We start from the raw sequence: 26159 nt of genomic DNA, 5'->3' as shown, positions 1-26159 counted from the left end.
CAAAAAGCGTGCCGCCGAAATGGGATCGGTACTAATCATTCTTCCACTAGCCGGATCGCCCCTTTCAGCCGAAACCCGCATACCCTGAAACCTGCCTTTTCCAGTGTGTTTTGTGAAATGCGGTTGCCGATATTGCACCTTGCGGCAGGCACGCGCCCCATTTTATAGGCCATTCGTTTGAGCTCCTGCACAATGTAAGTTGCGTAACCCCTTTCGCGATACTGCTCCTTGGTATGCATATAAATATCGGCGTACGGAATGTTGTAGTTGAGCATTAAGCCCCCGCTGGCCACAATTTCACCACCCATTTCGACGACGTATTCGCTATCGTCGCCGTCCATCGGATCGGACTCGGCGCGTTTGCGGAAAACGGCTCCGGGAATTTCAATGGAAGTCTGGAAATGGTCTTCGAAAAGAATGGCCTCCGCAAAAGAATTTTCGCAAAAGCGGTACAGCATCGTGCTCAGGAAAATGTCGTTGCTCTGCGCTTCGATCCAGATCGCCTTGCAGGCGGCCCGGAAATGCCCGAACACGGTGCTGGCGTGCTTGCGATAATCCGGAAGGAGAAAAAACTCGAAAATCGTATCGCGGTCCTGGCGGCGGTCGGTGCCCCAGACGGACCCATACCCCACGCGGACATTGTCGATCCGGAACAGCCAGGTGTCGGCCCAGCCGTAGTCGTGGCATTTGTTGCAAACGAACTGAAAGTGATTTTCATGCAGGAACATCGTACGAAAATCCCTGATCTGGTCCAGCCCGGTTTTGGTCACATATACATGCATAGTGTGGCAGGTAAATGGCTAAAAAGGTACTATAATGGGACGAAAAAAACTAGCTGCGTGGCAGGAAAAACGGCGCATCTCTCTGCTTTTTTGTGGGGGCAATGAGCCGGAAAACCCGTCAGCAAGGCAGTACTCCTCGTTTCGTTAAACCGACATTTACCTTTATTATAACCACATCCGGCATGAAGCCTCTTATTCAGACGATTATCTTACTCACGTTCATCATTAACCAATGCCGCGCACAAGGTGTCACGCCGCTCAGACTCTGGTACAAGCAGCCCGCCCAACAGTGGGAAGAAGCATTACCGATCGGCAACGGCCCGCTCGCAGCCATGATTTTCGGCGGGGTGGAAACCGAGCAGATCCAGTTTAACGAAGAAACCCTATGGACAGGGGAACCAAGAAGTTACGCGCATCAGGGCGCATCCGCGCACCTGGGCGAGATCCGCCGCCTGCTCAGCGAAGGCCGCCAAAAGGAAGCTGAGACATTGGCTAATGCCGAGTTTATGAGTCAGCCCCTGCGCCAAATGGCCTACCAGGCTTTCGGTGATGTGTATATCGACCTCCCGGGCCACGGGCAGCATAGTGCCTATGTGCGTGAACTGGACCTTCAAACGGCCACTGTACAGAGCAGCTACCAGGTCGGCAGCGTCCGTTATACCCGCCAGGCAATTGCCAGTTATCCCGCGAAAGCCATTTATTATCATTTAAACAGCTCCCAAAAAGGAAAACTGGATTTCACGGTACGGATGGACGCCATTCATGCACAGAAAGCGGTGAAAGTGAATGGGAATGAAATCCAGCTGGATGTAGCGGTAGACAAAGGTGCACTGAAAGGCGTAGCGCGCGTTAAAGTCATTACCGATGGTGAAGTAAAGCAAGCCGATGGGAAACTATCGATTTCAAAAGCCACCCACGCGACCCTCGTCCTGGCCGCCGCCACCAATTACGTCGATTACAAAACCATCAACGGCGATCCGGCAGCCAGAACAGCGGAGACATTGCGGCAGTCCCCGGCATTTGAAAAGGCTTATTCAGCGCATTTAACCGATTACCAGAAACTCTTCAACCGGTTTACCATTGCATTACCTGCCAATGCATCGTCCCAACTCACGACCGACGAGCGTCTGAGCCAATTCAAACAGCATGCCGACGATCCTGCACTGCTGGCATTGTATGTGCAGTTTGCGCGCTACTTGCTCATCGCGAGCAGCCGTCCGGGAAGCCATGCCGCCAATTTGCAGGGAAAATGGAACCACAAGCTCAATCCCTCTTGGGACAGCAAATACACGGTCAATATCAATACCGAAATGAACTATTGGCCCGTGGAAATGACGAACCTGAGCGAATGCCACGCACCTTTGTTCGATATGGTGAAAGAGGTGTCGCAAACCGGCGGCGAAGTCGCGAAGGAACATTATAATGCCAAAGGCTGGGTGCTGCACCACAACACGGATGTCTGGCGCGGTGCGGCGCCGATCAACGCGTCCAACCACGGTATCTGGGTCACGGGCGGCGCGTGGCTGAGCCTGCATTTGTGGGAACATTACCGATTTACCCAGGATAAGGCATTTCTCCAAAATACTGCCTACCCGCTCATGAAAGGTGCCGCCGAGTTCTTCCTCGACTTCCTTGTGAAAGATCCCAAAACCGGCTACCTGATCAGCTCGCCGTCCAACTCCCCCGAAAACGGCGGCCTCGTTGCCGGTCCGACGATGGACCACCAGATTATCCGCGCATTGTTCAAAGCGTGCGCCGAAACGGCCGGTATTCTCGGCACCGACGCCGCATTCGCCCAAAAACTGACGCAAACGGCCAAACAAGTTGCCCCCAACCGCATCGGCCGCTTCGGGCAGTTGCAGGAATGGATGACGGACATCGACGATACCACGAGCCACCACCGGCACGTGTCGCACTTGTGGGGCGTATACCCCGGCGAGGAAATCACCCCCGCCGCCACACCCGACTTGCTGAAAGCGGCCATGAAGTCGCTGAACTACCGGGGCGACGATGGTACCGGTTGGAGCCTGGCATGGAAAATCAATTACTGGGCACGTTTCCTGGATGGTGAGCACGCCTACACGATGATCCGCAAACTGTTCAACCCGGTCTGTGACGCGGGCCAGAAGATGAGCGGGGGCGGCTCCTACCCCAACCTGTTCGACGCCCACCCGCCATTCCAGATCGACGGCAACTTCGGCGGCGCGGCGGGCATTCTCGAAACGTTGGTGCAAAGCCATCTGGGGGAAATTAACCTGCTGCCTGCATTGCCGAAAGCATTACCCGACGGCCGTATGAGCGGACTATGCACGCGCGGCGGCTTTGAAATAGATATCGAATGGAAAAAAGGCAGGCTGGCCGGGCTTACGGTGCGTTCCAAGGCGGGTAATGCCTGCAAGCTCCGGTATGGCGGCAAGGTAGTATCGGTACCAACGGCCAAAGGCAAAACCTACCGTTTCGGGCCGGATCTGACACTTTTAAAATAAATTTCACTTTTTTCGGGGCGCTCAAAATCCTGCTGACATACTGCTGTCACTCGGCGATGTTTAGTTTGTAATGTAATCAAACAATAAACTATAAAAACCTTTGACATGGAAACTAACAGCACCGAAAACGAAATGGCCATCACGACGAACATTATCTCCGCCGAAGCATTACTGGAACATTGGCAGGGCCACCGCAGGCTCAGCCGCAAGGTTATTGAAGCATTTCCTGAGGATCAGTTTTACACTTTTTCGATTGGCGGCATGCGCACTTACGCCGAGCTCACCATGGAGATGATCGGCCTCGCCGCTCCCGGTATCCGCGGTATCGCATTCGGCGACTGGACATTCAGCGACCCCGTCCTCGATCATTCGACGCCCGCACCGGCCACCAAAGCCGAGGTACTGAACCTGTGGGACCTGGTAACCGACTACATTAATACGTTGTGGCCGCAAATCCCGGCGCAGCGTTTCCAGGAAGTGGAAGCTGCATTCGGAATGTATGAAAATACGATCACCGGCACGATCCTCTACCTGATCGACAACGAAATCCACCACCGCGCCCAGGGATTCGTGTACCTGCGTGCCCTGGACGTGCAGCCGCCGTTCTTCTGGGACCGCAACTAATCCCCCATCGGTGACCTGCTCCGGCGACAGCCCGCGTCCGGAGCAGGTACTGAAATGTGGCCCGATTTTCATGGAATGGTTTTAGTATTTAACTTAGCAAGCTTAAAACACTTGAAAAAGAGAACTATGCCGCACAAGAAATCGAAAATCCGGCTCGCAGCCTTCGCCGCCGGTCTGGCACTTGCATGGAACACTTCCCACGCGCAGGTAAGACAGCCCGCCCCGACAGGCCAGATACCGAAAGCCTATTCCGGCGCGCAATCCGCACCAGGCGCCACCTACAAACCTAAACCCACGGGCCAGATAGCCCCCGAAGCTCCGGGCCAGCTAGGTACCATCGTGCAACCGGCTCCCGCCGCTGCACCCACACAGAAAGTGTCGGACGTGCAAGACCTGGGTTTCGAAGTCAACTCCCGGCCATCGACCAACCAGGGCTCCGTCCCGAAAGTAAATACCTCGCAGGACCCGCGCACCATGCGCGAGCGCTACCAGCCGGAAGTAGTTCAGCAGCCGGGAACCGCCACGCAGCAGGTTCAAACGGCTCAACCGGCACAGGGAACCGCCGCTCCGGCGACAGGAACGGCCTCATCAGGCACTTATGCCCCAGGTATTTCCAGCCCCGCTGGTACGCAAACGGGCACGCAGGCGACGCCGGGTCAAAGTAGCAGGCAAGCCACATCCGGGCAATCGGCCACGCCTGTTGGGCAGACCCAGTCGCCAGCGGTACAACCGGGAACGTCCGGGCCGCCCAAGGCTGCGACACAGCGGGTTGACCCCAGATAATAATAAGAGGGTGTCTCAAAAAGACGCCCTCTTTTGTTTTTGCTTCCCGGTTATGTTGATCGCCCTTTGGCACAATCACACCCCAAAATTGTCCTATCCCCCCACCCGCTTCTAACCTGATTGGCTGTATTTTTGTAGCAACACTTCACAATGCCGGAAGGTCGGTCAGAAGCAACTGGTCGCTGACCGGCATACCCGGTTTTTAACCTGCATTGTTATGAAAACCTTTTATGCGGTGTTGGCCAATTCTTTGGCCGCCGCACTGACTAATACGTTTGTCTGGTTTGCCATTACTTTCTGGGTTTATCTGGAAACCAAATCCGTTCTCGCCACGTCGGTCATGGCCGGGGTTTACCTGGCTACCGTGGCGGTTTCGGGGTTTTTCCTCGGGTCTATCGTTGACCGCTACCGGAAGAAGACTTCGATGATGCTTTCTGCCGGCATTACATTGGTGCTGTATATCGTGGCGCTCGTCATTTACATATCGACACCGCCCGCCGTTTTCAAGGACGATTCGAGCATTAACCTCTGGCTATTCATCGTGCTATGCCTTTTTGGGGCCATTACCGGGAATATACGCACCATCGCGCTGTCGACGGTGGTCACCATTCTCATCGAAGAAGAGCACCGCGACAAGGCCAATGGCATGGTCGGTACGGCCAATGGCGTCTCGTTCCTCGTCGCGTCCATTTTCAGCGGGCTGGTGATCGGGTACATGGGTGTGCAATGGATGCTTGCGCTGGCTATCGGCCTGAGCGTGCTCGTGATCCTGCATTTGCTCGCGGTCTCTATTCCCGAAAAAGAGATCGTCCACGCCGAATCGGGCACGCAGTATGTCGATATACGGGGTACTATCGCCGCGGTAGGCGCCGTGCCGGGGCTGTTCGGGCTGATTTTTTTCAACACTTTCAACAATTTCCTCGGCGGCGTATTCATGTCACTGATGGATGCTTACGGGCTCTCGCTCGTGTCCGTACAGGCGTGGGGCATTTTGTGGGGCGTGCTTAGCCTCGGATTTATCGTCGGCGGACTGGTGGTTGCGAAGCGCGGTTTGGGTAAAATGCCGTTGAAAACACTTTTTACGGCCAATATCGTCATGTGGATGGTCTGCATGATCTTCCCGATCCAGTCGTCCATCTGGCTGCTGGGCACGGGGATGTTCGTTTACCTCTGCCTTATTCCGGTCGTGGAAGCGACGGAGCAGACGATTTTACAGAAAGTGATCCCCCACGAAAGGCAGGGACGCGTTTTCGGTTTTGCACAAAGCATCGAGCAGGCCGCTTCACCGATCACCGCGTTCATGATCGGTCCCATTGCCAAATTTGTATTCATTCCCTTTATGACTTCCGGCGCGGGCGTCCGATGGATCGGCTCCTGGTTCGGTACAGGCCAGGCGCGCGGGCTGGCACTCTTATTTATTGTGACCGGGATCGTAGGGCTGATCGTGACGCTCATTGCCATGCAGTCGGCCGCTTACCGGAAGCTCTCGCTCGTGTACCGCAAGCCAGCGCCCGCATACGACGCGGGCGACGTGCCGGTACGCGAGGAAGCCTGACCATTTCTCATTCAACAACTAACCATTACGATCATGTTTGGACAAACCAAAGCATTCAGCGGGTTTTCAGTCGATAATCTGCAAGAAGCCAAGAAATTTTACGGAGAAATACTTGGGCTCGAAGTCGCCCAGCAACAGGAAATGCCCGTGCTGCATTTGAAAATTCACGGCGGGTACGACGTCATTGTCTATGAAAAACCCAACCACGAGCCGGCGACATTCACCGTGCTCAACTTCCCCGTCGCGAATGCAGAAGAAGCGGTAAAATCGCTCAAATCGAAAGGTGTGAGCTTTGAAAGCTACGATCTCCCCGGCCTGAAAACCGACGATGACGATATCATGCGCGGCCACGGCCCGACCATCGCGTGGTTTACCGACCCGGCCGGCAATATCCTGTCCGTTATTGAGACTGAAAACTAACATCCTTAAACCATCAAATGCCTTATGGAAAATTCAAAAAGTGCCCAGATGATCGGCATTGTGGCCATGTATGACCTGCAAACACCGTTTTTCCAATTTGTAACAGAAAATATAACCGACGAGGACGCCCAAAAACGCCTTGATACGAAGGCGAACCACGTCGGCTGGCTGGCAGGCGCATTGGTAGAACAGCGTTTTGACCTGGCCCGTCAGCTCGGTTATGACGGACATCAGCAGGCCAACGACCTGTTCAGCGACTACAAGGGCATTCAGGACGATGTGCAGTACCCGTCGATCGCGTCGTACCAGGAAGATTGGAACAAGATCAGTCCGATCCTGCGGGAATCGCTCGGTAACCTGACGGACGAGGAGCTGCAACGACGCATTGATATGGGACCCGAATTCTCGATGTCGCTCTATGAGGTAATTACCTTCACCATGTATCGCGAAGCGAACATTATCGGCCAAATCGCCCTCTGGCGGCGATTGCTGGGTTACCCGGGTATGCGTTACATGTAGAAATAGCGCGAAATGTGCTTTCTTGCGGGCCATTAGTCAGTAAGGTATTCTATGAAAATGTTCCAGCAGGGCATCCAGCTCAAAGCACGCAGCCGCGGTTTCCACCTCATTACAGGGGAAATTCTGCATGCATTGCCGTCGATCAGCGAAATCAAAGCCGGGATGTGCCAGGTTTTTATCCAGCACACTTCGGCTTCGCTGACGATCAACGAAAACGCCGATCCGACGGTGCGGATGGATTTCGAAATGTATTTCAATAAATCGGTGCCCGAAAACGATCCCGACTACCAGCACGATTACGAAGGCCCGGACGACATGCCGGCCCACCTGAAAGCGTCGTTGCTGGGCAGCTCGGTGATGATCCCCATTCGAAACGGTCGCCTGGCGCTCGGTACCTGGCAGGGCATTTACCTCTGCGAACACCGCAATTACGGCGGCCCGCGGAGCATTGTCGTTACCGCCTGGGGAATTTAGGCATTCGCGATCGCGAGGCTGAAAATCATGCCGTTTCCTGCATTGGGTTGCACGGAAATGCGGCACGAAATCGCCTTTGCCAGGTCACGGACAAGATGCAGGCCGAGGCCGGTTTTAATGCCGATAGCTGCATTATCAGTAAATAGCGCACCCAGCTGCTCGGCAGATGCGCCGGGACCATTGTCCGTCACGGAAAGTACCACCTCCCCCTTTTGCGTTTTCGCTTCCCATTTGATCATCGCTTGATCCGTGTTTTTCAATGCTTTGACGGCATTGTTGGTAAGGTTCTGCATGATAGTCCGCAGATAATCCTCGTCGGTCACGACCGTAAGGTTCTCATGATTTTCGAAAGTAAAATCAATGCGGCCGGTGCCGGCGAAGAACTTTTGGATGTATTCAAACAGATCGTCCACCGCGATGCGCCTTGCCTGGGGCTTGAACTGCTGCATCTGGCTCTTACTCCACAGCAGCATCGATTCCATCGTTTCCAGCAAAGACTCGGCCGAGTCGGTCAGGCGTTTCTGGTGCGCTTCCGCCGCTTCCTGCGTCAGCAGATCCGGTGCTTCTTTTTGTAAATGCAAAAAATTGACGAGGTTGGCTACCGGACTGCGCAGGTCGTGGCTTAATATGGCAAAAAACCGCGCTTTGACCTGGTTGGCCTCGTCGAGCTCGTTGTTCAGGTGCAGCAGCTGCACATTGGTGCGTTTTCGAAGGCGGTTCTGCCGGTATAGCAATGCCCCAATCGCCGCGAGCAGCAGCAACCCGCCGGTGAGCAGCCATTGCTGCCGCTTGCGGGCTTCCAGTTCGAGGCTGCCGATCTGGATCTGCTTGTCACGCAATGCGATTTCCCGTTCGCCTTCCAGCCCCGCGATTTTGTTTTTTTCTTCCTGCGAAAACAGCGAATCATGCACGGCGGCGTAGCTTTTGAAATTGAAATAGGCATTTTTAAAGTCGCCCTGCTGTGCCTGTACTTCGGCCAGGAGGCCGGTGAAGTCGGATTTATAGCTTACATCGCCATTTTCCGAGCAAACCTGGATCGCCCGGGTGAGGTACTGGCGGGCTTCCTCCAAAAGCTGCGGTCTTCCCGAAAACCCTTTCGGCAGGTAACCGCTTTCGTGCATATGCAGGTAGGCCTTCCCCATGTTGCCCAGGTTACTGGCCGCGAGGATATGCCGGGGGTTCACCTCGTTCCAAAGCCGCTCCGCCTTTTCGCCATAAGCGATCGCTGCTGCGAAATCCGGGCCTTCCAGCAGCGACAAGTTGCCGTAAACCTTCGCTAGCCCCTCCTTGTTCCCCGATTTTTCCGACAGGACTACCGCGCGGTCAAAATACTTCCGGGCGGTAATGGTATCATTCATTTCCAGGTAAATGCCGCCCAGCGTCGTAAGCGAGTTGGCAATTTCCCGCGCCTTGTTGTAGATATCCGACGGTTCCAGCTGCTCGCGCAGTTTCAATGCCTTCAAGCAATAGAACAATGCCTTTTTGTAATTCTTCTGAATGTGGTACACGGCTCCTACGTTGTTGCAAGTGTTCGCCATGAGGTACTTATCGCCCTGCTTTTCCGCCTCTTTTAGCCCCAGCAGATAATACCGGACCGCCTCAGGATAGTTGGATGCCACATTTTCCTGAACCACTCCAATATTATTAAAAGTAGTAGACATATTATAAGTATCTCCCATATTCCGGAACACCGCTAGTGCCCGGAGGTTGTGGTACATGCAGGAATCGACATTACCCATATCACTGTATGCACGCGCCAGCGAGGTGCTGAACACGCCTATTCCCCGCTGCCAGCGCATGGCTGTCACATGTGCGAGCCCGCGCTTCGCGTACGTGAGGGCCATTTGGGCATCGATAAAAAAGTATTCGTCGGCAATGCGTTTGTAGAGCCGTCCTTTCAAGGTATCGTCCCTGGTGCGTGGCAGTTCAGCGACGAGCGAGTCGATCAGCGCCTGCCCTTCCCTTTGCCCGAATGCATTGGAAATCAGTAGAAAAAGACCCAGAATGACGACAAGGGCGCGCATAGGCTATTTCAGATTGGCCAATGAATGCTTGAAACTCCGGCCAACCGGCAAGGTATAACTGCCGATATGCACCTGCTGGGGCGTCACTTTTTCGATGTAATGCCGCTGCACGGCGTAGCTGCGGTGAATGCGCAGAAACGACTGAAAGGCGGTTTCGAGCAGCAGATTGCCGATGGACGACAGCACGCTGTATTTCCGCGTGGTGGTGACAATGCGCGTATAATCCTTCAACGCTTCCAGGTATACGATGTCGTGCAGGTTGAGTTTGATCTGCTGATGGCCGTCCTTGATAAACACCGTACTGTCGCTTCCGAGGCTGTATTCGAAGAGCTCGGCCTTGCGCTTCATTTCGAAATAATGCTGCACCCGCTGCATGGAATGGGCGAAACGGTCGGCTTTAATGGGTTTTACGAGGAAATCGAATGCTTCGAGCTCGAAACTTTCGGCGGCGTAGTCGGGATAGGCGGTGATGAAAATGCAAACGGGCACCTGCATCATCTGCCCCCTGAATTCCAGGCCGCTGACATCGGGCATATCGATGTCGCTGAGCAGCACATCCACCCGCGACTGGCCGAGGGCGACGGTCGCTTCCGAAGCGGAAGTAAATACGCCGGCGATTTCCAGAAAAGGGTATTTGCGTGCGTACATCAGCGTTGTGAGCCGATCGATCTCGTCGTCGTCGACAATCACGCAACGATAAACCGGAGCGTCGGGCATGGCGGAAATAGTGGGACGGTGTTTTCCAAATTTAAGATAGTTTGCCAGAAATGCACCTGTCCGGGCACCGGTTTTAGTTACTGGTCTATTTAAAATGTCGTTCATCGAACGCGCGTTGCGGCCGCATCGCGGTGCCAGTACATTTGGAATATCATCAACCGCCATCTATTTGCCATGAAAAAGCTCTTTTTCTTCCTGTTAATCAGCATGATACTCAGCTGCTCGGACTCGCGGCAAGACACACCCGCACCCGGCGGCACGGACAAAGACCCCGATCCTACCACGGTAACCCCGCCGGGCAAAGGCGAACCGGGGGTCGTCGGTACGGCGGGTATTCAGGCATGGGACCAGCTTTCCGCTGCTGAAAAAGCGAAAATCAAAGGTTGGAATACCATTTTCATGCACCAGTCGGTGGGTACCGACCTGGAAGACGGCGCGGCAGCAAACGGTTTCCGTTTCGAGTATTTTGATTTGAATGAAAAACCGGATAAGGGATTGAGCGGCAATGTTTTCAGTGCATCCAATGGCATGCCGCTGGAAAAAATCGCCGAATTCAAAACCAACGCACTGGCACACAAGGGCATCCTTAAAATTGCTATATTCAAATTCGGATATGCCGATATCCGCGACGAAGATTGGGAAACGGTCAGAACCGCCTACAAGCAGATGGTGGACGACCTTCGGACACAGATCCCCGGCTTACGGTTTGTGCACATTACGCCTCCGCTGGTTTACATTGCTACCAAAGACGAGGGGAATGAGGCCAAAATGAAAATGGGGCAATGGATGAAGGCGACATTTGCCGAAAAGGACGTGGTATTCGACCTGCAAGCGGTGGAATCCAACGACGGAGCCTGCAAGTTGGGCAACGTGTGGCGCATTTGCGACGAGTACCGTTCTACGGCCTCGTGCCCGAGCAAGAGCCAGGGCGTAGACGCGCCCGAGGGCCAGGGGCATTTGTGCGAGGCGGCGGCAACCAAAGTCAGCAAGGCGTTTTTAATGAGTATCTACAATACCGGAAGATGATGACGCGCAGGAAAACTTCATGGGTGCTGATTATCCTGCTGCTAGTCGCGGTGAGCTGGGGCGTGTACGAAATCCGGTACTATTCAGGCTTGTGGTGGGACTACCGGACGCGGCCTTGGGCTTACAGCAGCGACGACAATGCCAAACTGCTCGTCGGAAAATGGCAGGGTGCTTTTTCTGATCCCGACAAGGTTTCCAAGCGCCTACACTTGGAAATATTCGAACCTACCACCGAGGCTGAACGCCGGAAATCGGCCGGCAAGAGAAACCGGCGCGGCGGCGGTATCCGGCACCGCGACAAAACCGGCTTCGACGGCATCGCGACCATTGAAAGCAGGCTTGGCAAGGAAGAATATGAGGTATACGGGTCGGTGAACAGGGACGACTATCATCAATTAAAACTCAACTTCCGCCCCGCGGATGAGCAAAAACGCATACTTCCCAATTTCACCGCATCTCAGGGGCTGGACGGCTCCTGGCAGGGCGATGAACTGCGGATTAGTCTCACTTTCAGCTACCAGCGGGCAGATGGCAGCAGTTTCTCATCCTCCGCAGACCCGCGGTATTCGAAGATAGCCAAAGTGACGCTCGCCCGAATGCGGTGATCATTTCACCGCCACCGGGCGATGGTGCCGGCGTAGGGTCCTTCGTTTGTCCAGACGGTTTCGCAGAGCGCGATTTGTTTCAAAAATGACTCGCGGTCCGGTGCGGTGAGTACTTTGCCTGCGGAAAGGTATTGGTAGCCGGCTAGTTGATCGAGGCACGAGACAACCATTTGTTTCTGCGCGTTGCCTGCGTAGCTGGCGTCGCATTGAAGTGCATATCGGAGCATGTCGGTATCGAGCATACCCGTCCGGAATGCGCCCTGGTGCCCGTCATGTCCGTTGGTTTCGTGCTCATTGTTGAGCAGCGTCACCGGGTAGTTTTCGGCGGACATCCAGCCATTTCCGTGCCGCGTCTGGTAGGCCCTGGTAAGGTAGTAAACGGTAGTCAGCTGCAAAAGCCCGTTCCGCTGGATCATATCAAATGCATTCCTGCTGGTGGTATGCGAACGGGTGACATTTGGAAAAACCCCGAAATCCATATCCAGCAATATGCCCTGCCCGCCTTCGAAAATGGCATTTTCAAAACCCATAGCAAACAACTCCCGCTCGGTAAGCAGTCGGATGATCTCCCGGGAGTCCTGAACTTCACGCAGGAACCTATCCACCCGCATGATTTCCAGTTCCAATGCTTCCAGGCAGCATTCCAGCCCGCGAACTTTGTATCGGGCACGGTAATAGTCCCGCACGGCTTCCAGTTTACGCTGAAAAACTGCCGGGAAAAACAGGTCCTGCGCGTACAATTTGTGCGGCCCGAGGTTTCGCTCCACCGTGGCGCCGAATCCGACGCCGACCGTTCCGTGGGTGACATTGGTACGGTCGCTGACATTGTAAAACTTATCGAAGGGCGTGGTAACCATCGCCAGCGGGTCTACAAACAGCACTGGCGTTACGCCGAGGCGCCGCAATTCCCGGAACTCGTTGACGATGCCCATGGGATCGATGGTACAGAAGCGGGAGAAGAAAACGGGCACCTGCCGGAACGTACCGGCACCGAAGTTGGAAAACACATGAAAATGTCCGCTGTCGTGCATGACCGTGTGCCCGCATTGATGTCCGCCATTGAAACGGACTACCACGGGATTTTCCATCTTCGACGAGAGGTAATCGGTGAATACCCCCTTCCCTTCATCGCCGTAACCCATGCCCAGAACGATGTGATTCCCCGCCATTATAACGCAATAATGCCCGATTTACCATGATCGCGGCGTACGAGCGAATCCTTCACCGACACCAGGGCACGCGATACCGAAAGTCGCGTTTGCGCATCGAAACCACTCATAGCCATATCAGCCTGCACGCCTTTCACAAGGGCGACGGTCGTCGCGATGAGTTCGGCAATATTATTCTGGTCTTCGAGTATGAGAAAACGTTCGCCGAGCAGGGTTTTCCATTGCGAAAAAACGAAGTGGTCGTTGTGGTAGCTGGCTTCGTTGGCATGAATGTGAAATACGGAGTATGCGCGGCTGGCCTCGTTGAGCAGGGATGCCGCATTGAGGTTCTCGCGCCCTTTGTAACCGCATTTCGCCTGCAAAAGATCGGCGGCCATGTGATCGTGGAAACCTTCGTCGCCGATGGTGAACAGGAACCCTTTTTCCTGCCGCTTTTCGAACGAGTCGATGGATGTGTGGCGGGCGGCGAAATACCACGCCAGCGGATAGCTTTCGCGGTTCTGGCCGCCACCACCCCCTTCGATAAGGATACGCGAAAGGCATTGGTCCAGCTCCATCGTGCCCGATTCAAACTGCCCTACCTGCAAGGGATAATCGTCGGAAATGTGGTCACCAATAGCCATGAACATGATTTGCGGATCGAGTATACCGTTGTTAATCAGGGTATTCATCAATGCACCGAGCTTATTTTTGATCAGGTTCTCCGGAATGGAGCCCATCGAACCCGTCACGTCCAGCGCCACGATGATCGGCACCGAATCGGGATGCGCCTGTGAATCGCGCGATTCGCGCACATCCACATTGTTAGGCGAAAGGTCGGGATGGATCACGCCCACCTTGTTCTGGGTGAAATTATCGTCTATCGAGCGGGTTTTGCGTGCCCGGCTGACACTGTCGTAAGCATCGCTGCTCCATGAGGAAAAGCCCATTGTTTCAGATGTTTAAGTGTATGAATTGAGATGGAAAGTTTTGATCCAGAATGGCCCGGTATTTCTCGTAACATGCCAGCGAATCGTCGTCGGAGCTCAGTAAAAACTCGATAAACCCGCGGTGGTGCGTCTTTAAAAGTGAAGTGCCGAGGCCGGAACGGTCGCCCAGCAGGTAAGCGCCTATCCGCTTCACCATTTCCAGGTCCGCGTTCTCGGTCGCTTTCTTATCCGCCAGCAATGTGGCCGGGTACCAGTGCCGGAATGCGCCTGAAATCGTTTTTACGGGGCCGCCCAGCGGCGCAGTATGGTAAAAGCCGGCTACGGCGATCCCGTGCGTTTCGGGCACGAGCAGCACCTGCGCGGGCGTGAGCCCCAGATGCGCCCGGCCCGTGTGCCTGTGCAGAAGCATGCAGAATTCCAGCAACCGCGACAGCACCCAGTTCACATGTTCCTGCGGCAATGTGAGGTTAACGAGCGGTATGGCCCGCTGCTCCATCAGCAGGCTGCTCGTCGTATCCCAGGTATAGGGCATATAGCGCCGGAGATGCTCCGGTGCGCGCGCCGCTATTTCCCGCTGCATTTTCCTTCCATGATCAATGATGGCGGGCTCCCCCATATAGTTCACCCAATAATCGTTGGAGAGAAAGCCGCCGGCATCATCGGCGAACTCGCTTCCGTGGACAAAATGGCGGTGTATCGCCAGCAGGTGATTCGTAGCCTCCTGCGCCATGGGATGTTTGCATTTGTCGGGATGGATCATTTTAAGGATCTCCCGGAAGTTCAGGTCCTCGTCTTCCGGCGGGTGGAGCGCGTTGAAATGAGGCGCGCGCATTACCCGTTCGATTATTTCGGTTTCAATCATCTTGAAGAATGTATAGTGGATGGCTGGCCTGTCTGAGGCCGTGTAAGCGCAATGTAACTGGCCCGGCGCAAGACCGGGGGGCAGAATGATCGTTCGGCCGTAACAGTTTAGCGGCCGGACAAACGGCCGGTTCGTTTGTCACAATCCCCCCCTGATAATGTCGCAAATCGCAACTGTTTTTCTGGGACGAACCCGCTTGTTTTGTATTGTCGGAAATATGTCGGGCAGGGCGCAGGAATGCGTCGTTCAAAAGATCGGAAACACATGGTAGAAGTATTCAAAACAGATGTAGTGAAACAAAGCCAGGCCAGATTGCTCGTTAACCTGATTTGCCTTTCGTTTACGGGTTACCAGGCCACGTTCGACCTGGAAGACTGCGACAAAGTGCTGCGCGTAAGCACAACGGGCGGCCCGGTTTGCGAAGCAAGCATCATCGGCCTGCTCGAAAGCTTCGGCTACCAGGCCGGTGTCCTCAGCGAAGCGACATTCGAGCCGTTGTACGTATAGGCTCCCCGGTTACCTCCTGCACATCCATTCATCCTGTAACCATAAACTATTTCAACCAATGAAGAAGACAAAGATCATTTTCTGGGTAGTTACCGGCATTCTGGCCGTCATGCTTGGGATCGGCTCGATATTCGACGCCATTTCGGCACCCGAAGCGGTGGAGCACGTGACGCGGATCGGCTACCCGGCGTACATTGTCCCGTTCCTGGGCGTAGCCAAGACGCTTGGCATCATCGCCATTCTCGTTCCCGGCTATCCGCGTATCAAAGAATGGGCCTACGCAGGCATTTTCTACGATTTGCTGGGCGCATTCTATTCCCATATCGCATTCGGCGACGGGCCCGATATGTGGGCAGGCTTCATCGTCGGATTTGCGCTGATCGCCGCTTCCTACATCTATTACCACAAATTACAGCGCGAAACCCTCGTCGCCGCGTAGCCTGACACGCTTCATGTAAGCATCCATTCATTCACTTCAAAAACAATAGCGCCATGTCAACAAACAACCAAACATCCGCAGAAGCATTATCGGGCGACACCGTGAACCGGCAGCAGCTCCTGCACGACCTCGACCAGACCGAGCACGATTTTTCATCCGTACTCGCCGCATTCCAGCCCGCAGCGGTGAATGCGATACCGTTCGAAGGCAGCTGGACAGCCGGCCAGGTAGCGGAGCATATTCTGCTGTCCGAATCTGGCATTCCCGAAACGATACTGGGCTCGACGGACGAAACGGTCCGGCCCGTAGGTCAGTATGTACCTGTGATTGAATCCATTTTCCTCGATTTCAGCGCCAAATACGAATCCCCGGAGTTTATCGTACCTTCGCCCGGCCCGCACGACCAGCGCAACCTGCTCGACGCATTTAAAGCCGAACGGGCCGAAATCCGCCAAATCGCTGCGAGTGAAGACCTTTCACTGACTTGTACGGATTTCGAATTTCCGCAAATCGCAAACCTTACCCGCTGGGAATGGCTGCAATTCGTGTTGTGCCACTCCAAGCGGCATACGCGGCAGCTGCGCAACATTTTCGAAAAAGTTAGCGCGACCGTCGCGGGATAGTGGGGCAAGAATTGATAACTTGCGGGCTCATTATATCAGGTAGATTTTATGTTTCGTAAGTTAACGTTTCTGTTTTTGATGTTGGCGGCATTCCAGGGTTTTGCCCAAACCAGCCCCCAGAAAATAGCCCCGTTTCAGATCCGGCTCGTCAATGGCCAGCAATACACGTCGTCGCAGCTTGCCGCAGGGCCTGTGGTGCTCATTTACTTCTCGCCCGACTGCGAGCATTGCCAGGATTTCACGAAAGACCTGGTCAAAAATTACAATGTCGTTGCCAATAAGCAGGTGGTCATGGTCACTTTCCAGGCTATGGACATGCTGAAACCTTTTGTGAACCAATACCGGCTCGGGACCTATCCGAATTTCAAAGTCGGTACGGAAGGCACTTCTTACCTCGTACAGCGCTATTACCAGATCCGGTCGTTCCCGTACATCGCCATTTACGATAAAAAAGGCAACCTCGTACGGACGTTCGAAGGCGAACAGCCGCACGCGGAAATTTTTAAAGCGTTGAAACAGATTTAAGGAAAAGAATTTCCGACATTTTATTTAAGTTGTGAACCAATGCCAGCTACCCTGCCGGCATTGGTTTTTTATTTACCCTCTATCCTCTTCTTGATAATGCCGATTGATCAAATCAAAACTTCCGACGCGTTTCGGAAATCCACCTTTCGTGCAAGCCTGGCCATCATTCAGTTTGTCGTTATCTATTTGCTGCTGATATGCGGGGCACTCCTCCTGACCGCCTTGTGTGTGCTGGGCGCTTACACGTTGGTCAGCCACACATTTACGATATTTACAGCGCTTATGGCTGTTGCTATTGTTTGTATCGGCGGTTTTGTGCTTTTCTTTCTGATCAAATTTATTTTTACCAAAAATGTGGTAGACCGATCCACATTGACGGAAATAACCGAGCAGGATCAACCCGAACTTTTCGCATTGATCCGTGAAATCGTGCAGGAAGTGCAGACTGATTTTCCCAAGAAGGTGTACCTGTCGCCCGATGTCAATGCGGCCGTGTTTTATGACTCCGGTTTTTGGAGTATGTTCCTGCCCATTCGTAAAAACCTGCAAATCGGAATGGGTTTGGTGAATACCGTTACCGTGAGTGAATTCAAGGGAATCCTGGCCCACGAATTCGGGCATTTTTCGCAGCGCAGCATGAAAGTCGGGAGCTATGTTTATAATGTCAATTATGTCATTCACAACATGCTTTTCGATAATGAGTCGTTCGACAGTACGCTCGAACGATGGAGCAATGTCAGCGGCTATATTGCCGTGGCTACCACGGGCGCCGGCTGGGTTATCAAGGGCATTAAATGGTCGCTCGGCAAAGCGTATAATATTGTGAACTTGAATTACCTGAACCTTTCACGGGAAATGGAATTCCACGCCGACGAGGTGGCCGCCCATGTAGCAGGCTCCGCGCCGCTCGCAGGCGCATTACGGCGCTTCGAGCTCGCGGATTATGCGCTTAACAGCGCCGCCAATTTTTATTATCAAAAAGGGTTCGATGCCCCGAACATTTACCCGCATCACGCATTTGTCCTGCGTTTCCTTGCGGAAAAAGACCAGCTCGCATTTCAGAATGGCCTGCCGGTTGTCGAAAGCAATCAAAACCGGTATAACAAATCCAAACTGGTCATTGCCGATCAATGGGCCTCGCACCCGAGCGTGGACGACCGCGTACAAAGGCTATTGCAACTGAACCAGTCACCTAAAAATGAAGACGCCCGGCAAGCCGCCGAACTATTCCGTAAAGTAGGTGAAATTCAGGAGGCTATCACGCAAAAAATGTTCGATGGAGTGGAGCGGAAACCGCATGCAGAAACGGAAGTTTTTGAAGAAGCATTTGTGGATTTCTATAACGTTTCGGTTTTCAACGAAATATACCAGGGTTATTATGACGGTAAAAATCCCGTGTTCCCGGAAGAGGTATCGAACACCACGGGCGATATCAATGCAAACGAATTGTTCAATGAACAAGCGGTAGATCTGGTTTATAAAGAAATAGCCATCCAATCCGACATTCAAACGATCGAAGGCATTCACGAAGGAAATTACAAAGTCAAATCATTTGATTACGACGGTAATAAATACGCGGCCGGTGAAGCCGCATTTCTTTTACCAAATCTGCGGAACGAGCTTGCGGAAGTGCAGCGACTGGTAGCCGAAAATGATGCGCGCATTTACCAATTCTTTTACGAAATAGCGGCACAGCAGCAAAAGCAAACTGAACATGAAACATTAATCGCAAATATCAAATCGGTGAATGCACAAAATGCAGCATTCGGCGACTTATATATGGAGGTGGCCGGACAATCTTCGTTTCTGACGGTAACCACTCCTTATGACGAAATCAAAAGATGCCTGGCGAGGCTGGCGGAAACAGAAAATAAATTCAAGGAGCAACTCGCGGAATTGCAAAATAACCCGCTCTATTCCCCGAAGATAACCGACCAGGCCAAAGAGATTTTTGAACAATATATTCATAATGAGGAACCCTATTTCGAAAAGAAATCCTACAATGAGCACACGGTACAATTGATGTTCAATGCATTGAATGAATTTATTTCAATACTGCCGCTCAGCCAGTTCCACCACAAAAAGGAACTGCTCGATTTCCAGGCCGTGCTATTCAATGCAACTCAGCCTGCAAACATCGCCTCGTAATGGGCCGAAGGTGCTAGAATACCTCCGCTTTCTGCATAAAATGACTTGTCGGTGAGATAAACGCCTTTTTGCGTTTTGGTCCAGCTTCCGTCCGCCTTCGGATGGAAGCTCATCAGCTTGTCCCAGTTTTTGTAGTATTGGTGCCCGTTTGTTTCCTGCAAGCCGACGCTCATCCCCGGAAACGGCTGCAAGCGCGCGGCTACATTCTTGTTCCAGTCGACGAGAATAGGGTTCACCGTCAGGTCGGCGCAGAAGCACGGGACTTTCTTTTCGTAAGCTAACTGGGTGATTTTCATCGTCATACTCAGCGTTTTTGCAATCGCCTTCACGGCAATGGCCGAGTAACCGAGTTCCATCCGGTGCGCGGCATCCTCCACCGTGTGCGCGCTCTCGTCCGCCGCCACGCGCACGCCCAGGTCGCCCACATAGGCTTCGTTGCTTTCCTCGAACGGCTCCTCGATCACGGCAATCTGCTCGAATGCACCGATTTTTTTGGCATGGTCCAGGAAGCGCAGCAGCGTTTCTTTCTTCTCGTACCGCCCGTTGGCATCGAAATAATAGGGGATCTTCCCGTTTTGGGTATAAGGCGTTTCGTAATGCCCGATGGCTTTGTGCACGGCCGTGAGAAAGGCAATGTCCTTCTCGATCATCTCCTGCTGCGTGCCGGCCGCGCCAGTTTTCAGTTTCAATATAAAATAGCCCTCGTCTGCCGCCTGCTTGATCCGCTCCGGCGTGGTACCCACCGCAAACGACGGGATGCTCGCCACTTTCTCATGCCGGTACGACAGCCCCGGCCTGTAAGCTGCCGGTACCAGTTCGTCGAACTGCTTCAAACCGTTTTCCTGGGCATAGAGCAGCCACGCCGCATTATCCACGCATACCAATGCATTGAGTGCAAATGTTTTGCGCAGGTCCGCATGGCCGGTTATCTTCTTGCCATAGGCCAGTACTTCCGGTAAAATATCGTCGAGCAGCTGCACCGGGTCGGTAAACGACGTCCCTTTGATCATTTGAAGTGCCCGCTCGCTCATTGCATACATCAATGCATTCCCAGCGCTTTCGGAATGCGCGGCGAAGACCTTCGAATCCGACCACAGCACTCCCTGCGTTCCCAAGCCGACTTTTTTAATGCCCGAATCCGATTCCAGCATCGCGATCGCCTGCCAGCTGTCGGTAATGGCGCTGCCTTTGAAACGATAGGGATTCAGCGGCTCGCGCTCGAAATTGGAACTGACGTTTTTGACGGTAATCTTCTTCACGGCGGACTGCGGCGTTGGGTTAGGAAATTGGTTTTCTGCAAATATACCCGCTGCCGCGAGCAACCCCGCGCGACGGGCGAATTCACGGCGGGAAAAACGTTCAGGTTGATCGGAATGCATGGTTCAGGATGTGAGTTTGTATTAATGCAGACTTTAAAACGGCTTGCTACCCTGACCCAATATCTGAATTTTATCCAGTTTTAAAATATTTAAATACCAACAACAAACAAAATCAGCCGGCTTCTGCGGAGACCGGCTGATGTGCATTACACTATGAGAATTTACTAAAATGCCTGAAACTTACTGGTAGCCCGGGTTCTGCTTCAACGTAGGCGCGCCGTTCACGGTACTGAGGTCGATCTGCGTTTGCGGAATGGGGTAATATTCGTTTTTGTCCGGAATGAATTTCATGCCGGTCACTTCGGTCACCTTTGTTACCTCGTAGGCGTAGTAGGCATTCATGAAACTGTTGGCCAGGCCCCAGCGCACGAGGTCGAAAAAGCGGTGGCCCTGCATCGCCAGTTCGATTTTGCGTTCGAAATAGACGGCTTTTAAGGCATAATCCTTGCCACCGGCCTTGAAATTGCCGTCGGGGTAAAGCTTGATCAGGTAATTAGCCGCCGGCGTGGCCGAAAAGCCGAGTTCGGGCTTGGTGTCGTCCCTGTATTTGTACACAAAGCCCTTCGGATTGGCCGCACGCGTGCGGATGCGGTTCACGTACGCCTGCGCCGCATCGAGGTTCCCAAGCTGCGCTTCGGCCTCGGCTGCCAGCAACAGCACATCGGCCAGGGTAATCACATGATAGTTGATCGCCGACCCGGGCGCCCAGGCTGTACCGTCGTAATAAAGTGCCTTTGTTGCATTCCAATAGATGTTTTTGAGGTTAACATACGGGCCTGTCGCCACGGAATTACGTATCCAGGTATTGCCGGGCATTAATCCCCAATCCTTGAACGGAATGCCCCTCCTGCCCGCGGTCCAGTCCAGGCGCGGGTCGAGCGTGCCGGCGTCGGGTGTGAACGGCTGGCTCGACAGGATGCCGATATCGGCTTTCACCTCGTGTTTGTTGTAATCGTCGAGATAAGGCAGGCCGTTCGCCGGATTTGTGCGAAACGAATTCACGAGGTCGATCGACGGCAGGAAATTGCCGCAGCAGCCAAACGGGCTGTTGATCGGGAAGTTGAGCATGCTTCCCTGGTTGGCCGTGGCAATGGTACCGTTGCCCACGTTCGCCGCCATATCGATCGAAAACAGCGCTTCCGGGCTGTCCAGCTCCTTTTCGGGGCGGTGGTTATCTTCAAATTCAGGGTTCAGGTCCACCTTTTTACCGCGACTGGTTATGCCTGTGTTGATCACCAGATCGAAACTAGCCTTCGCTTCCGAATATTTCTTTTGGTACAAATATACTTTCCCCAGGTATGCCTGCGCCGCCGTTTTGTTGATCCGGCCGGCTTCGGGCTGGGTAGCGGTCACATTTTCAACGGCATATTTGAAATCGTCCTCGATTTTTGGCCAGATATCCTTGTCGTTCGGCTGCTTGAAATCCGTCGTCGTCTCGTCGATCCACGGCACCATGTTGTACATCCGTTTCAATTCGAAATAGTAATGGCCGCGAAGGAAACGGGCCTGTCCGATGATGTTCCTGAGATCGGCATCGCTCAGTTCTTTCGTTTTCGCGGCCACGCGCAGCACCGCATTGCACCGGCTCACGCCCGCATAGCTCGCCTTCCAGCGCTCGTTCAGGAACTCGTTGATCGGCTCCACGCTCGTCGAAAGCGGCATTGCGTGCGATTCGCCGCCATAGCCGCTGCCGTAAATGGCATTGTCGGGCCCGACGGCCCAGGCGGTGCCGCCGTTGATATTCAATCCGTAGTTCCCCTGCCCGTCCAGCGCCGCGTAGGCACCGATGAGCAGCGAATTCACACCCTCTTTCGTGGCGAGCAAATCCTCGCCTAATGCACCCTGCGGCGTATAGTCCAGAAATTCCTCTTTGCAGGATTGCAGCGACAGGCTGGCCGCCAGGCAAGTCGCCAGTATTGTTTTAAATGCTTTCATGTTTTCTCTGAAAAAAATTAGAAACTAACCTGAATGCCGCCCAGGAACTGGCGGTCATTGGGATACAACCCTTTATCGACCCCGAAACTCGTCGCCGAACCGCCGATCTCAGGGTCGAGCCCGATGTATTTGGTCATCGTAAACACATTGGCTGCCTGCACGTAAATGCGCAGATTCGATACATTGATCTTCGAAAGCAGCGACGCCGGAAGGTTGTAGCCGAGCTGGATGTTTTTGAGCCGCAGGTAAGAGCCGTCCTCAACGTAATAGGAAGTCGGCGAACCGTTCGTGGCGGCGGTCATCTTGGTTTCCTGGATCGGCAGGGTCGCATTCTTGTTTTCCGGCGTCCAGGAATCGTACAAAGCACGCTTGCTCTTCGCCTGCACGAACGAGGCGTAAAAATCGGTGCTGTACCGAAGCTGGTTCCAGATATCGGCGCCCTGTACGCCGTAGAAAAATGCACTGATATCGAATCGCTTATAGGTTAATCCCACATTCAGGCCATAGTTGAAATCCGGATTGGGGTTACCCAAAAAGGTCCGGTCATCGGCCGTGATGATGCCGTCTCCATTCGCGTCCTTGAAACGGAAACGTCCTAATGCCTGATCGGTCTGGTAAACGGCCGCCGCATTGCCAGTCACCTGCCGCGCCTGCTCGTTAGCCGCGTCGAGCTCCTGCGTCGTGTTCCAGAAACCGGTGATCTGGTACCCGTAAAACGAGCCGATCGGGTGGCCCACCTCGTTGCGCACATAGTTGATGCCGTTCAGCGCGCGGCCGGTCGAGAAGAAGTAATTGGTATTGTCGGTCACGCGGGTAACCTTGTTTTTGTAGGAAGTAAATGTCGCACCAAGGTCCAGGCGGAGATCCGGCGCCAGGTTTTTATGAAAATTAGCCGACAGGTCTATACCGCGGTTGGTTGTTCCTGCAATATTCACAAACGGCACAGTACCAGGCCCCTGCGTACCTACAACAGCCGGGTTGTAAAGCAGATCTTTGATATCCTTCCGGAAATAATCGATCGAAACATCGATCATGCCGCTCAGGAAAGTGGCGTCGATCCCAATGTTCGCATTGATGTTCCGTTCCCACTTGGCATCCGGGTTACCGATTTGGCCCACCTGGAAGCCCGGCTGGTTGGAATTGTTCGTCCGCCCGATGTCGTAGTAGGAAGCGGCCTTGTCCATAATGAAGGTGTAGTAGCCATTGTTCGCATTGACATTCAGCTGGTTACCCATCACACCCCAGCTTCCGCGTACTTTCAGGTCTGCCAGCCATTTGATACCCTGCATAAAGCCTTCCTCCGACAACCGCCACCCTGCGCTCACCGACGGGAACCAGCCGTACTGGTATCTGACAAATTTGGAAGAACCGTCGCGCCGCAGCGTCCCGCTGAGCAGATATTTGCCTTTGAATGCATAATCCAGCCGCCCGAACTGCGAGTTGAGCGATTCGAAACTCCTGCCGCTGTAATTGCTCTGGATACCCGAACCGGTCGATAATGTCGTGTAATTGCGGTCGAAAGTATAGTAATCGCGCGTGGTCCCGCCCAGGTTTTCGAAATACGACTTGTAGGCCTCATTACCCAGCACCACCGTGATGTCATGCTGGCTGCCGATCAGTTTTTTGTAGGTCAATGTGTTGGTCCAGGTCCACGCATAGCCGTTCGATGAACCCTGCGTAAATGCATTGTACTTGGTATTCTCATTGTTTTCGTAGGTCGGGTAGACAAACGACCGCGATGTGCCCGAATACATTTCGCCGCCAAAATTCGTCCTGAACGTAAGGTCTTTAAGCACATCTACCTCGGCAAACATATTGCCGAACAGCCTGTTACCGAGCGTGCGGTTGTCTTTCAAGCGTTCCAATGTACCCACGGGGTTGTTACCGTTATAACCCGTGCCGAAAATGCCTGCGTAGTTGCCCATGATGTCGCGCACCGGAAAGATCGGCGCCATTTGGGACGCCGTTTGCACGATATTCAGGTCGGAAAGTTCCGTCTGCTGCGGGTTGCTGGTGATGGTGTAGGTCAGGTTTTCACCGATCCGAATGCGTTTGCTGACGTTGAAAAGCGTATTTGCCCGTAGGTTGTAGCGTTTCAGGTAGGTTGATAGCATCGTGCCCTGCTGGTTGAGGTAATTGAGGGAAATCATGTAATTACCCTTGTCCGTGCCCCCGCTGACGGAGAGGTTATGGCTCGTGTTGACGGCCGGCTTGAAAACCTCGTGGTACCAGTCGGTGCCTGCTTTATTGGCCCGGATAATGCGGTAAAACTTGTTGTAATCGTCGTCGCCTTTGTAGTTCGGGTTAATGTAATATTTCGATGGATCGACGGCCGAATCGCCCTCCATTTTGCCGAGCGGGTAAATGTAATCCGGGATCACCGGCTCCGGTCCCGAGCCGTAAATAGGGTCGTTAATCGGTAAGTTGGAGTTTTTGTTGGCGATCCAGCGTAGCTTAGCCTCTTCCGTCGGGCTCAGCAGGTCCCACACATTACCCGATTTCGGCACCTGCACGCCGTAGTAGGCATCATACTGCACCGAAACCTTGCCCGTACCTTTCTTGGTGGTGATGATGATCACGCCATTCGAAGCCCGCGAACCGTAGATCGACGCCGCGCCGGCATCTTTCAGCACCTGTATCGACGCGATGTCGTTGGGGTTCAGGTTGGTACTATTCTGCGTCGGCACACCATCCACCACGTACAGCGGCGTGTTGTTTCCGAAGGTATTGATCCCTCGTATGCGTACCTGCGGCTCCGCGCCCGGCTGGCCCGAGGAGATCACCGTCACCCCGGAAGCCTGTCCTTGCAGCAGGCCGGAGACGAGACCGTTCGGCTGTTTGGTGATATTCTTCACGTCCACCACCGAAACGGAGCCCGTAATATCCTTTTTCTTCTGCGTCGCATAGGCCGTTACCACCACTTCGCTGAGGATCTTGGTGTCCGGCATAAGCTGCACATTAATTTCCGAACGGTTGCCAACACTTATTTCCTGGGAAAGGTAACCGATGAAGGAGAACGTCAGCGTGCCGCCGTCGGGCACCATGAGCTGGAACCGACCGTCGGGGTCGGTTGTGGTGCCTATCGAAGTGCCTTTCAGGATCACGTTCACGCCCACGAGCGGCTCGTTCTTGTCCGAGAGCACCTTTCCGCTGACCTCCGTGTCGGCATAGGCGACGGCCTTGGCGACCGTTTTCGCGGGAACCGACGCCAGCACTCCGCCCGCATGGCAGCCGATGAAAGCCGCGAAAGCGAAGCATATGGCCCGTTTTCCCTGTGAGTAGTTTTTTAAATTCATAAGTGTACAGAAGGTTTTTGGCTTTCCCGATTGAAAAACCCGGTTTGATAAAATGATAAGGTATAGGGTGTGCCTGATTGGACTCTGCCGGGATGAATGCCGGCGTTGAATTGTGTCAATCAAACACTTTGATGGTAAGATGAAAGAATATTTAACTATCTGTTGTTAAAACAGTTAAAAAATTTCCGCAAACCTTTTCGCAATCCTTTGCAGAAATGGACTGGCACAAAATGCAGACAGTTTTCGGGGGATTATCCCGGGTTGGAGCAGGTATTGGAAGGCGAAAGATTATAGTACTATTTCAAGAACATACATTTGAAAAAGCACACCTC

Annotated in this window: 23 protein-coding genes; 14 read left to right on the top strand and 9 right to left on the bottom strand. The window is 53.6% G+C overall.

All coding sequences use genetic code 11. The features are described from left to right. Window positions 1-35 precede the first annotated feature (35 nt). Entirely contained in the window at window positions 36-782 is a 747-nt protein-coding gene (locus tag H144_RS0116815) for a GNAT family N-acetyltransferase (RefSeq protein WP_019943260.1), read from the bottom strand. 182 nt (window positions 783-964) lie between these two features. Here H144_RS0116815 and H144_RS0116810 point away from each other — a divergent pair, with 182 nt between their 5' ends. The 7 genes from H144_RS0116810 (at window position 965) to H144_RS0116780 (ending at window position 7643) form a co-directional block, all read left to right on the top strand. After that, a complete protein-coding gene (locus H144_RS0116810; protein ID WP_019943259.1) occupies window positions 965-3268 on the top strand; it encodes a glycoside hydrolase family 95 protein in 2304 nt (767 codons plus the stop codon). Window positions 3269-3373: 105 nt separating this feature from the next. Continuing rightward, window positions 3374-3892 (top strand): DinB family protein, encoded by a 519-nt coding sequence (locus tag H144_RS0116805; protein WP_019943258.1) that lies wholly within the window; start codon window positions 3374-3376, stop codon window positions 3890-3892. 111 nt (window positions 3893-4003) lie between these two features. Beyond that, entirely contained in the window at window positions 4004-4675 is a 672-nt protein-coding gene (locus tag H144_RS0116800) for a RodZ family helix-turn-helix domain-containing protein (protein ID WP_157504789.1), read from the top strand. Window positions 4676-4892: 217 nt separating this feature from the next. Then, on the top strand, window positions 4893-6230 hold the full coding sequence (locus tag H144_RS0116795) for an MFS transporter (protein ID WP_019943256.1): 1338 nt from the start codon (window positions 4893-4895) through the stop codon (window positions 6228-6230). A 33-nt stretch (window positions 6231-6263) separates the two neighbouring features. Next, window positions 6264-6650, top strand: coding sequence for a VOC family protein (locus H144_RS0116790; protein WP_019943255.1), 387 nt, complete (start codon window positions 6264-6266; stop codon window positions 6648-6650). A gap of 24 nt (window positions 6651-6674) precedes the next feature. After that, window positions 6675-7169 (top strand): DinB family protein, encoded by a 495-nt coding sequence (locus tag H144_RS0116785; protein WP_019943254.1) that lies wholly within the window; start codon window positions 6675-6677, stop codon window positions 7167-7169. A gap of 51 nt (window positions 7170-7220) precedes the next feature. Next, the gene (locus H144_RS0116780; protein ID WP_019943253.1) at window positions 7221-7643 is read left to right on the top strand and encodes a secondary thiamine-phosphate synthase enzyme YjbQ; all 423 of its coding nucleotides are present in this window, start codon (window positions 7221-7223) and stop codon (window positions 7641-7643) included. On the opposite strand, the gene H144_RS0116775 is transcribed toward H144_RS0116780, so the two are convergent. Both H144_RS0116775 and H144_RS0116770 read right to left on the bottom strand, forming a co-directional pair. Then, window positions 7640-9667 carry an ATP-binding protein gene (locus H144_RS0116775; protein WP_019943252.1) on the bottom strand — a complete coding sequence of 676 codons (2028 nt, stop codon included), beginning with the start codon at window positions 9665-9667 and terminating at the stop codon, window positions 7640-7642. The genes H144_RS0116780 and H144_RS0116775 overlap by 4 nt on opposite strands. 3 nt (window positions 9668-9670) lie before the next feature. Next, window positions 9671-10384 (bottom strand): LytR/AlgR family response regulator transcription factor, encoded by a 714-nt coding sequence (locus H144_RS0116770; protein ID WP_019943251.1) that lies wholly within the window; start codon window positions 10382-10384, stop codon window positions 9671-9673. Window positions 10385-10558: 174 nt separating this feature from the next. On the opposite strand from H144_RS0116770, the gene H144_RS0116765 reads away from it, so the two are divergent. Both H144_RS0116765 and H144_RS0116760 read left to right on the top strand, forming a co-directional pair. Continuing rightward, complete coding sequence (locus H144_RS0116765) at window positions 10559-11410, top strand: SGNH/GDSL hydrolase family protein (RefSeq protein ID WP_019943250.1); 852 nt, start codon at window positions 10559-10561, stop codon at window positions 11408-11410. Then, entirely contained in the window at window positions 11407-12015 is a 609-nt protein-coding gene (locus H144_RS0116760; RefSeq protein WP_019943249.1) for a hypothetical protein, read from the top strand. The genes H144_RS0116765 and H144_RS0116760 overlap by 4 nt, the downstream gene beginning before the upstream one ends. A 5-nt stretch (window positions 12016-12020) precedes the next feature. Here H144_RS0116760 and H144_RS0116755 read toward each other — a convergent pair whose 3' ends face one another. Genes H144_RS0116755 through H144_RS0116745 form a run of 3 tightly spaced genes read right to left on the bottom strand, consistent with a single transcriptional unit; the run spans window position 12021 to window position 14975 of the window. After that, window positions 12021-13184, bottom strand: a complete 1164-nt coding sequence (locus H144_RS0116755; protein ID WP_019943248.1) for an adenylosuccinate synthetase — start codon at window positions 13182-13184, stop codon at window positions 12021-12023. After that, window positions 13184-14113, bottom strand: coding sequence for a hypothetical protein (locus H144_RS0116750; protein WP_019943247.1), 930 nt, complete (start codon window positions 14111-14113; stop codon window positions 13184-13186). Before H144_RS0116750 ends, H144_RS0116755 begins: the two co-directional genes overlap by 1 nt. Window positions 14114-14117: 4 nt before the next feature. Further along, window positions 14118-14975, bottom strand: a complete 858-nt coding sequence (locus tag H144_RS0116745; RefSeq protein ID WP_019943246.1) for a hypothetical protein — start codon at window positions 14973-14975, stop codon at window positions 14118-14120. A 264-nt stretch (window positions 14976-15239) separates the two neighbouring features. On the opposite strand from H144_RS0116745, the gene H144_RS0116740 reads away from it, so the two are divergent. The 5 genes from H144_RS0116740 to H144_RS0116720 all read left to right on the top strand — a co-directional run bounded on the left by H144_RS0116740 (window position 15240) and on the right by H144_RS0116720 (window position 19217). Further along, a complete protein-coding gene (locus H144_RS0116740) occupies window positions 15240-15482 on the top strand; it encodes a hypothetical protein (protein ID WP_019943245.1) in 243 nt (80 codons plus the stop codon). 58 nt (window positions 15483-15540) lie between these two features. Then, a complete protein-coding gene (locus tag H144_RS0116735) occupies window positions 15541-15921 on the top strand; it encodes a DoxX family protein (RefSeq protein WP_019943244.1) in 381 nt (126 codons plus the stop codon). 53 nt (window positions 15922-15974) lie between these two features. Then, on the top strand, window positions 15975-16544 hold the full coding sequence (locus tag H144_RS0116730) for a DinB family protein (RefSeq protein WP_019943243.1): 570 nt from the start codon (window positions 15975-15977) through the stop codon (window positions 16542-16544). Between the two features lie 48 nt (window positions 16545-16592). Beyond that, the gene (locus H144_RS0116725) at window positions 16593-17069 is read left to right on the top strand and encodes a TlpA family protein disulfide reductase (RefSeq protein ID WP_157504786.1); all 477 of its coding nucleotides are present in this window, start codon (window positions 16593-16595) and stop codon (window positions 17067-17069) included. Between the two features lie 96 nt (window positions 17070-17165). After that, window positions 17166-19217, top strand: a complete 2052-nt coding sequence (locus H144_RS0116720) for a M48 family metalloprotease (protein WP_019943241.1) — start codon at window positions 17166-17168, stop codon at window positions 19215-19217. On the opposite strand, the gene H144_RS0116715 is transcribed toward H144_RS0116720, so the two are convergent. The 3 genes from H144_RS0116715 to H144_RS0116705 all read right to left on the bottom strand — a co-directional run bounded on the left by H144_RS0116715 (window position 19193) and on the right by H144_RS0116705 (window position 25827). After that, on the bottom strand, window positions 19193-20596 hold the full coding sequence (locus tag H144_RS0116715; RefSeq protein ID WP_019943240.1) for a mandelate racemase/muconate lactonizing enzyme family protein: 1404 nt from the start codon (window positions 20594-20596) through the stop codon (window positions 19193-19195). The two genes, H144_RS0116720 and H144_RS0116715, sit on opposite strands and share 25 nt — an antisense overlap. Before the next feature lie 180 nt (window positions 20597-20776). Continuing rightward, on the bottom strand, window positions 20777-22531 hold the full coding sequence (locus H144_RS0116710) for a RagB/SusD family nutrient uptake outer membrane protein (protein WP_019943239.1): 1755 nt from the start codon (window positions 22529-22531) through the stop codon (window positions 20777-20779). A gap of 17 nt (window positions 22532-22548) precedes the next feature. Continuing rightward, entirely contained in the window at window positions 22549-25827 is a 3279-nt protein-coding gene (locus tag H144_RS0116705) for a SusC/RagA family TonB-linked outer membrane protein (protein WP_019943238.1), read from the bottom strand. Window positions 25828-26159 lie beyond the last annotated feature (332 nt).

The organism is Dyadobacter beijingensis DSM 21582 (assembly GCF_000382205.1).
Lineage (GTDB): Bacteria > Bacteroidota > Bacteroidia > Cytophagales > Spirosomataceae > Dyadobacter > Dyadobacter beijingensis.
The sequence above is the reverse complement of the archived record's forward strand: the minus strand, read 5'-3'. Positions and strand labels throughout refer to the sequence as shown.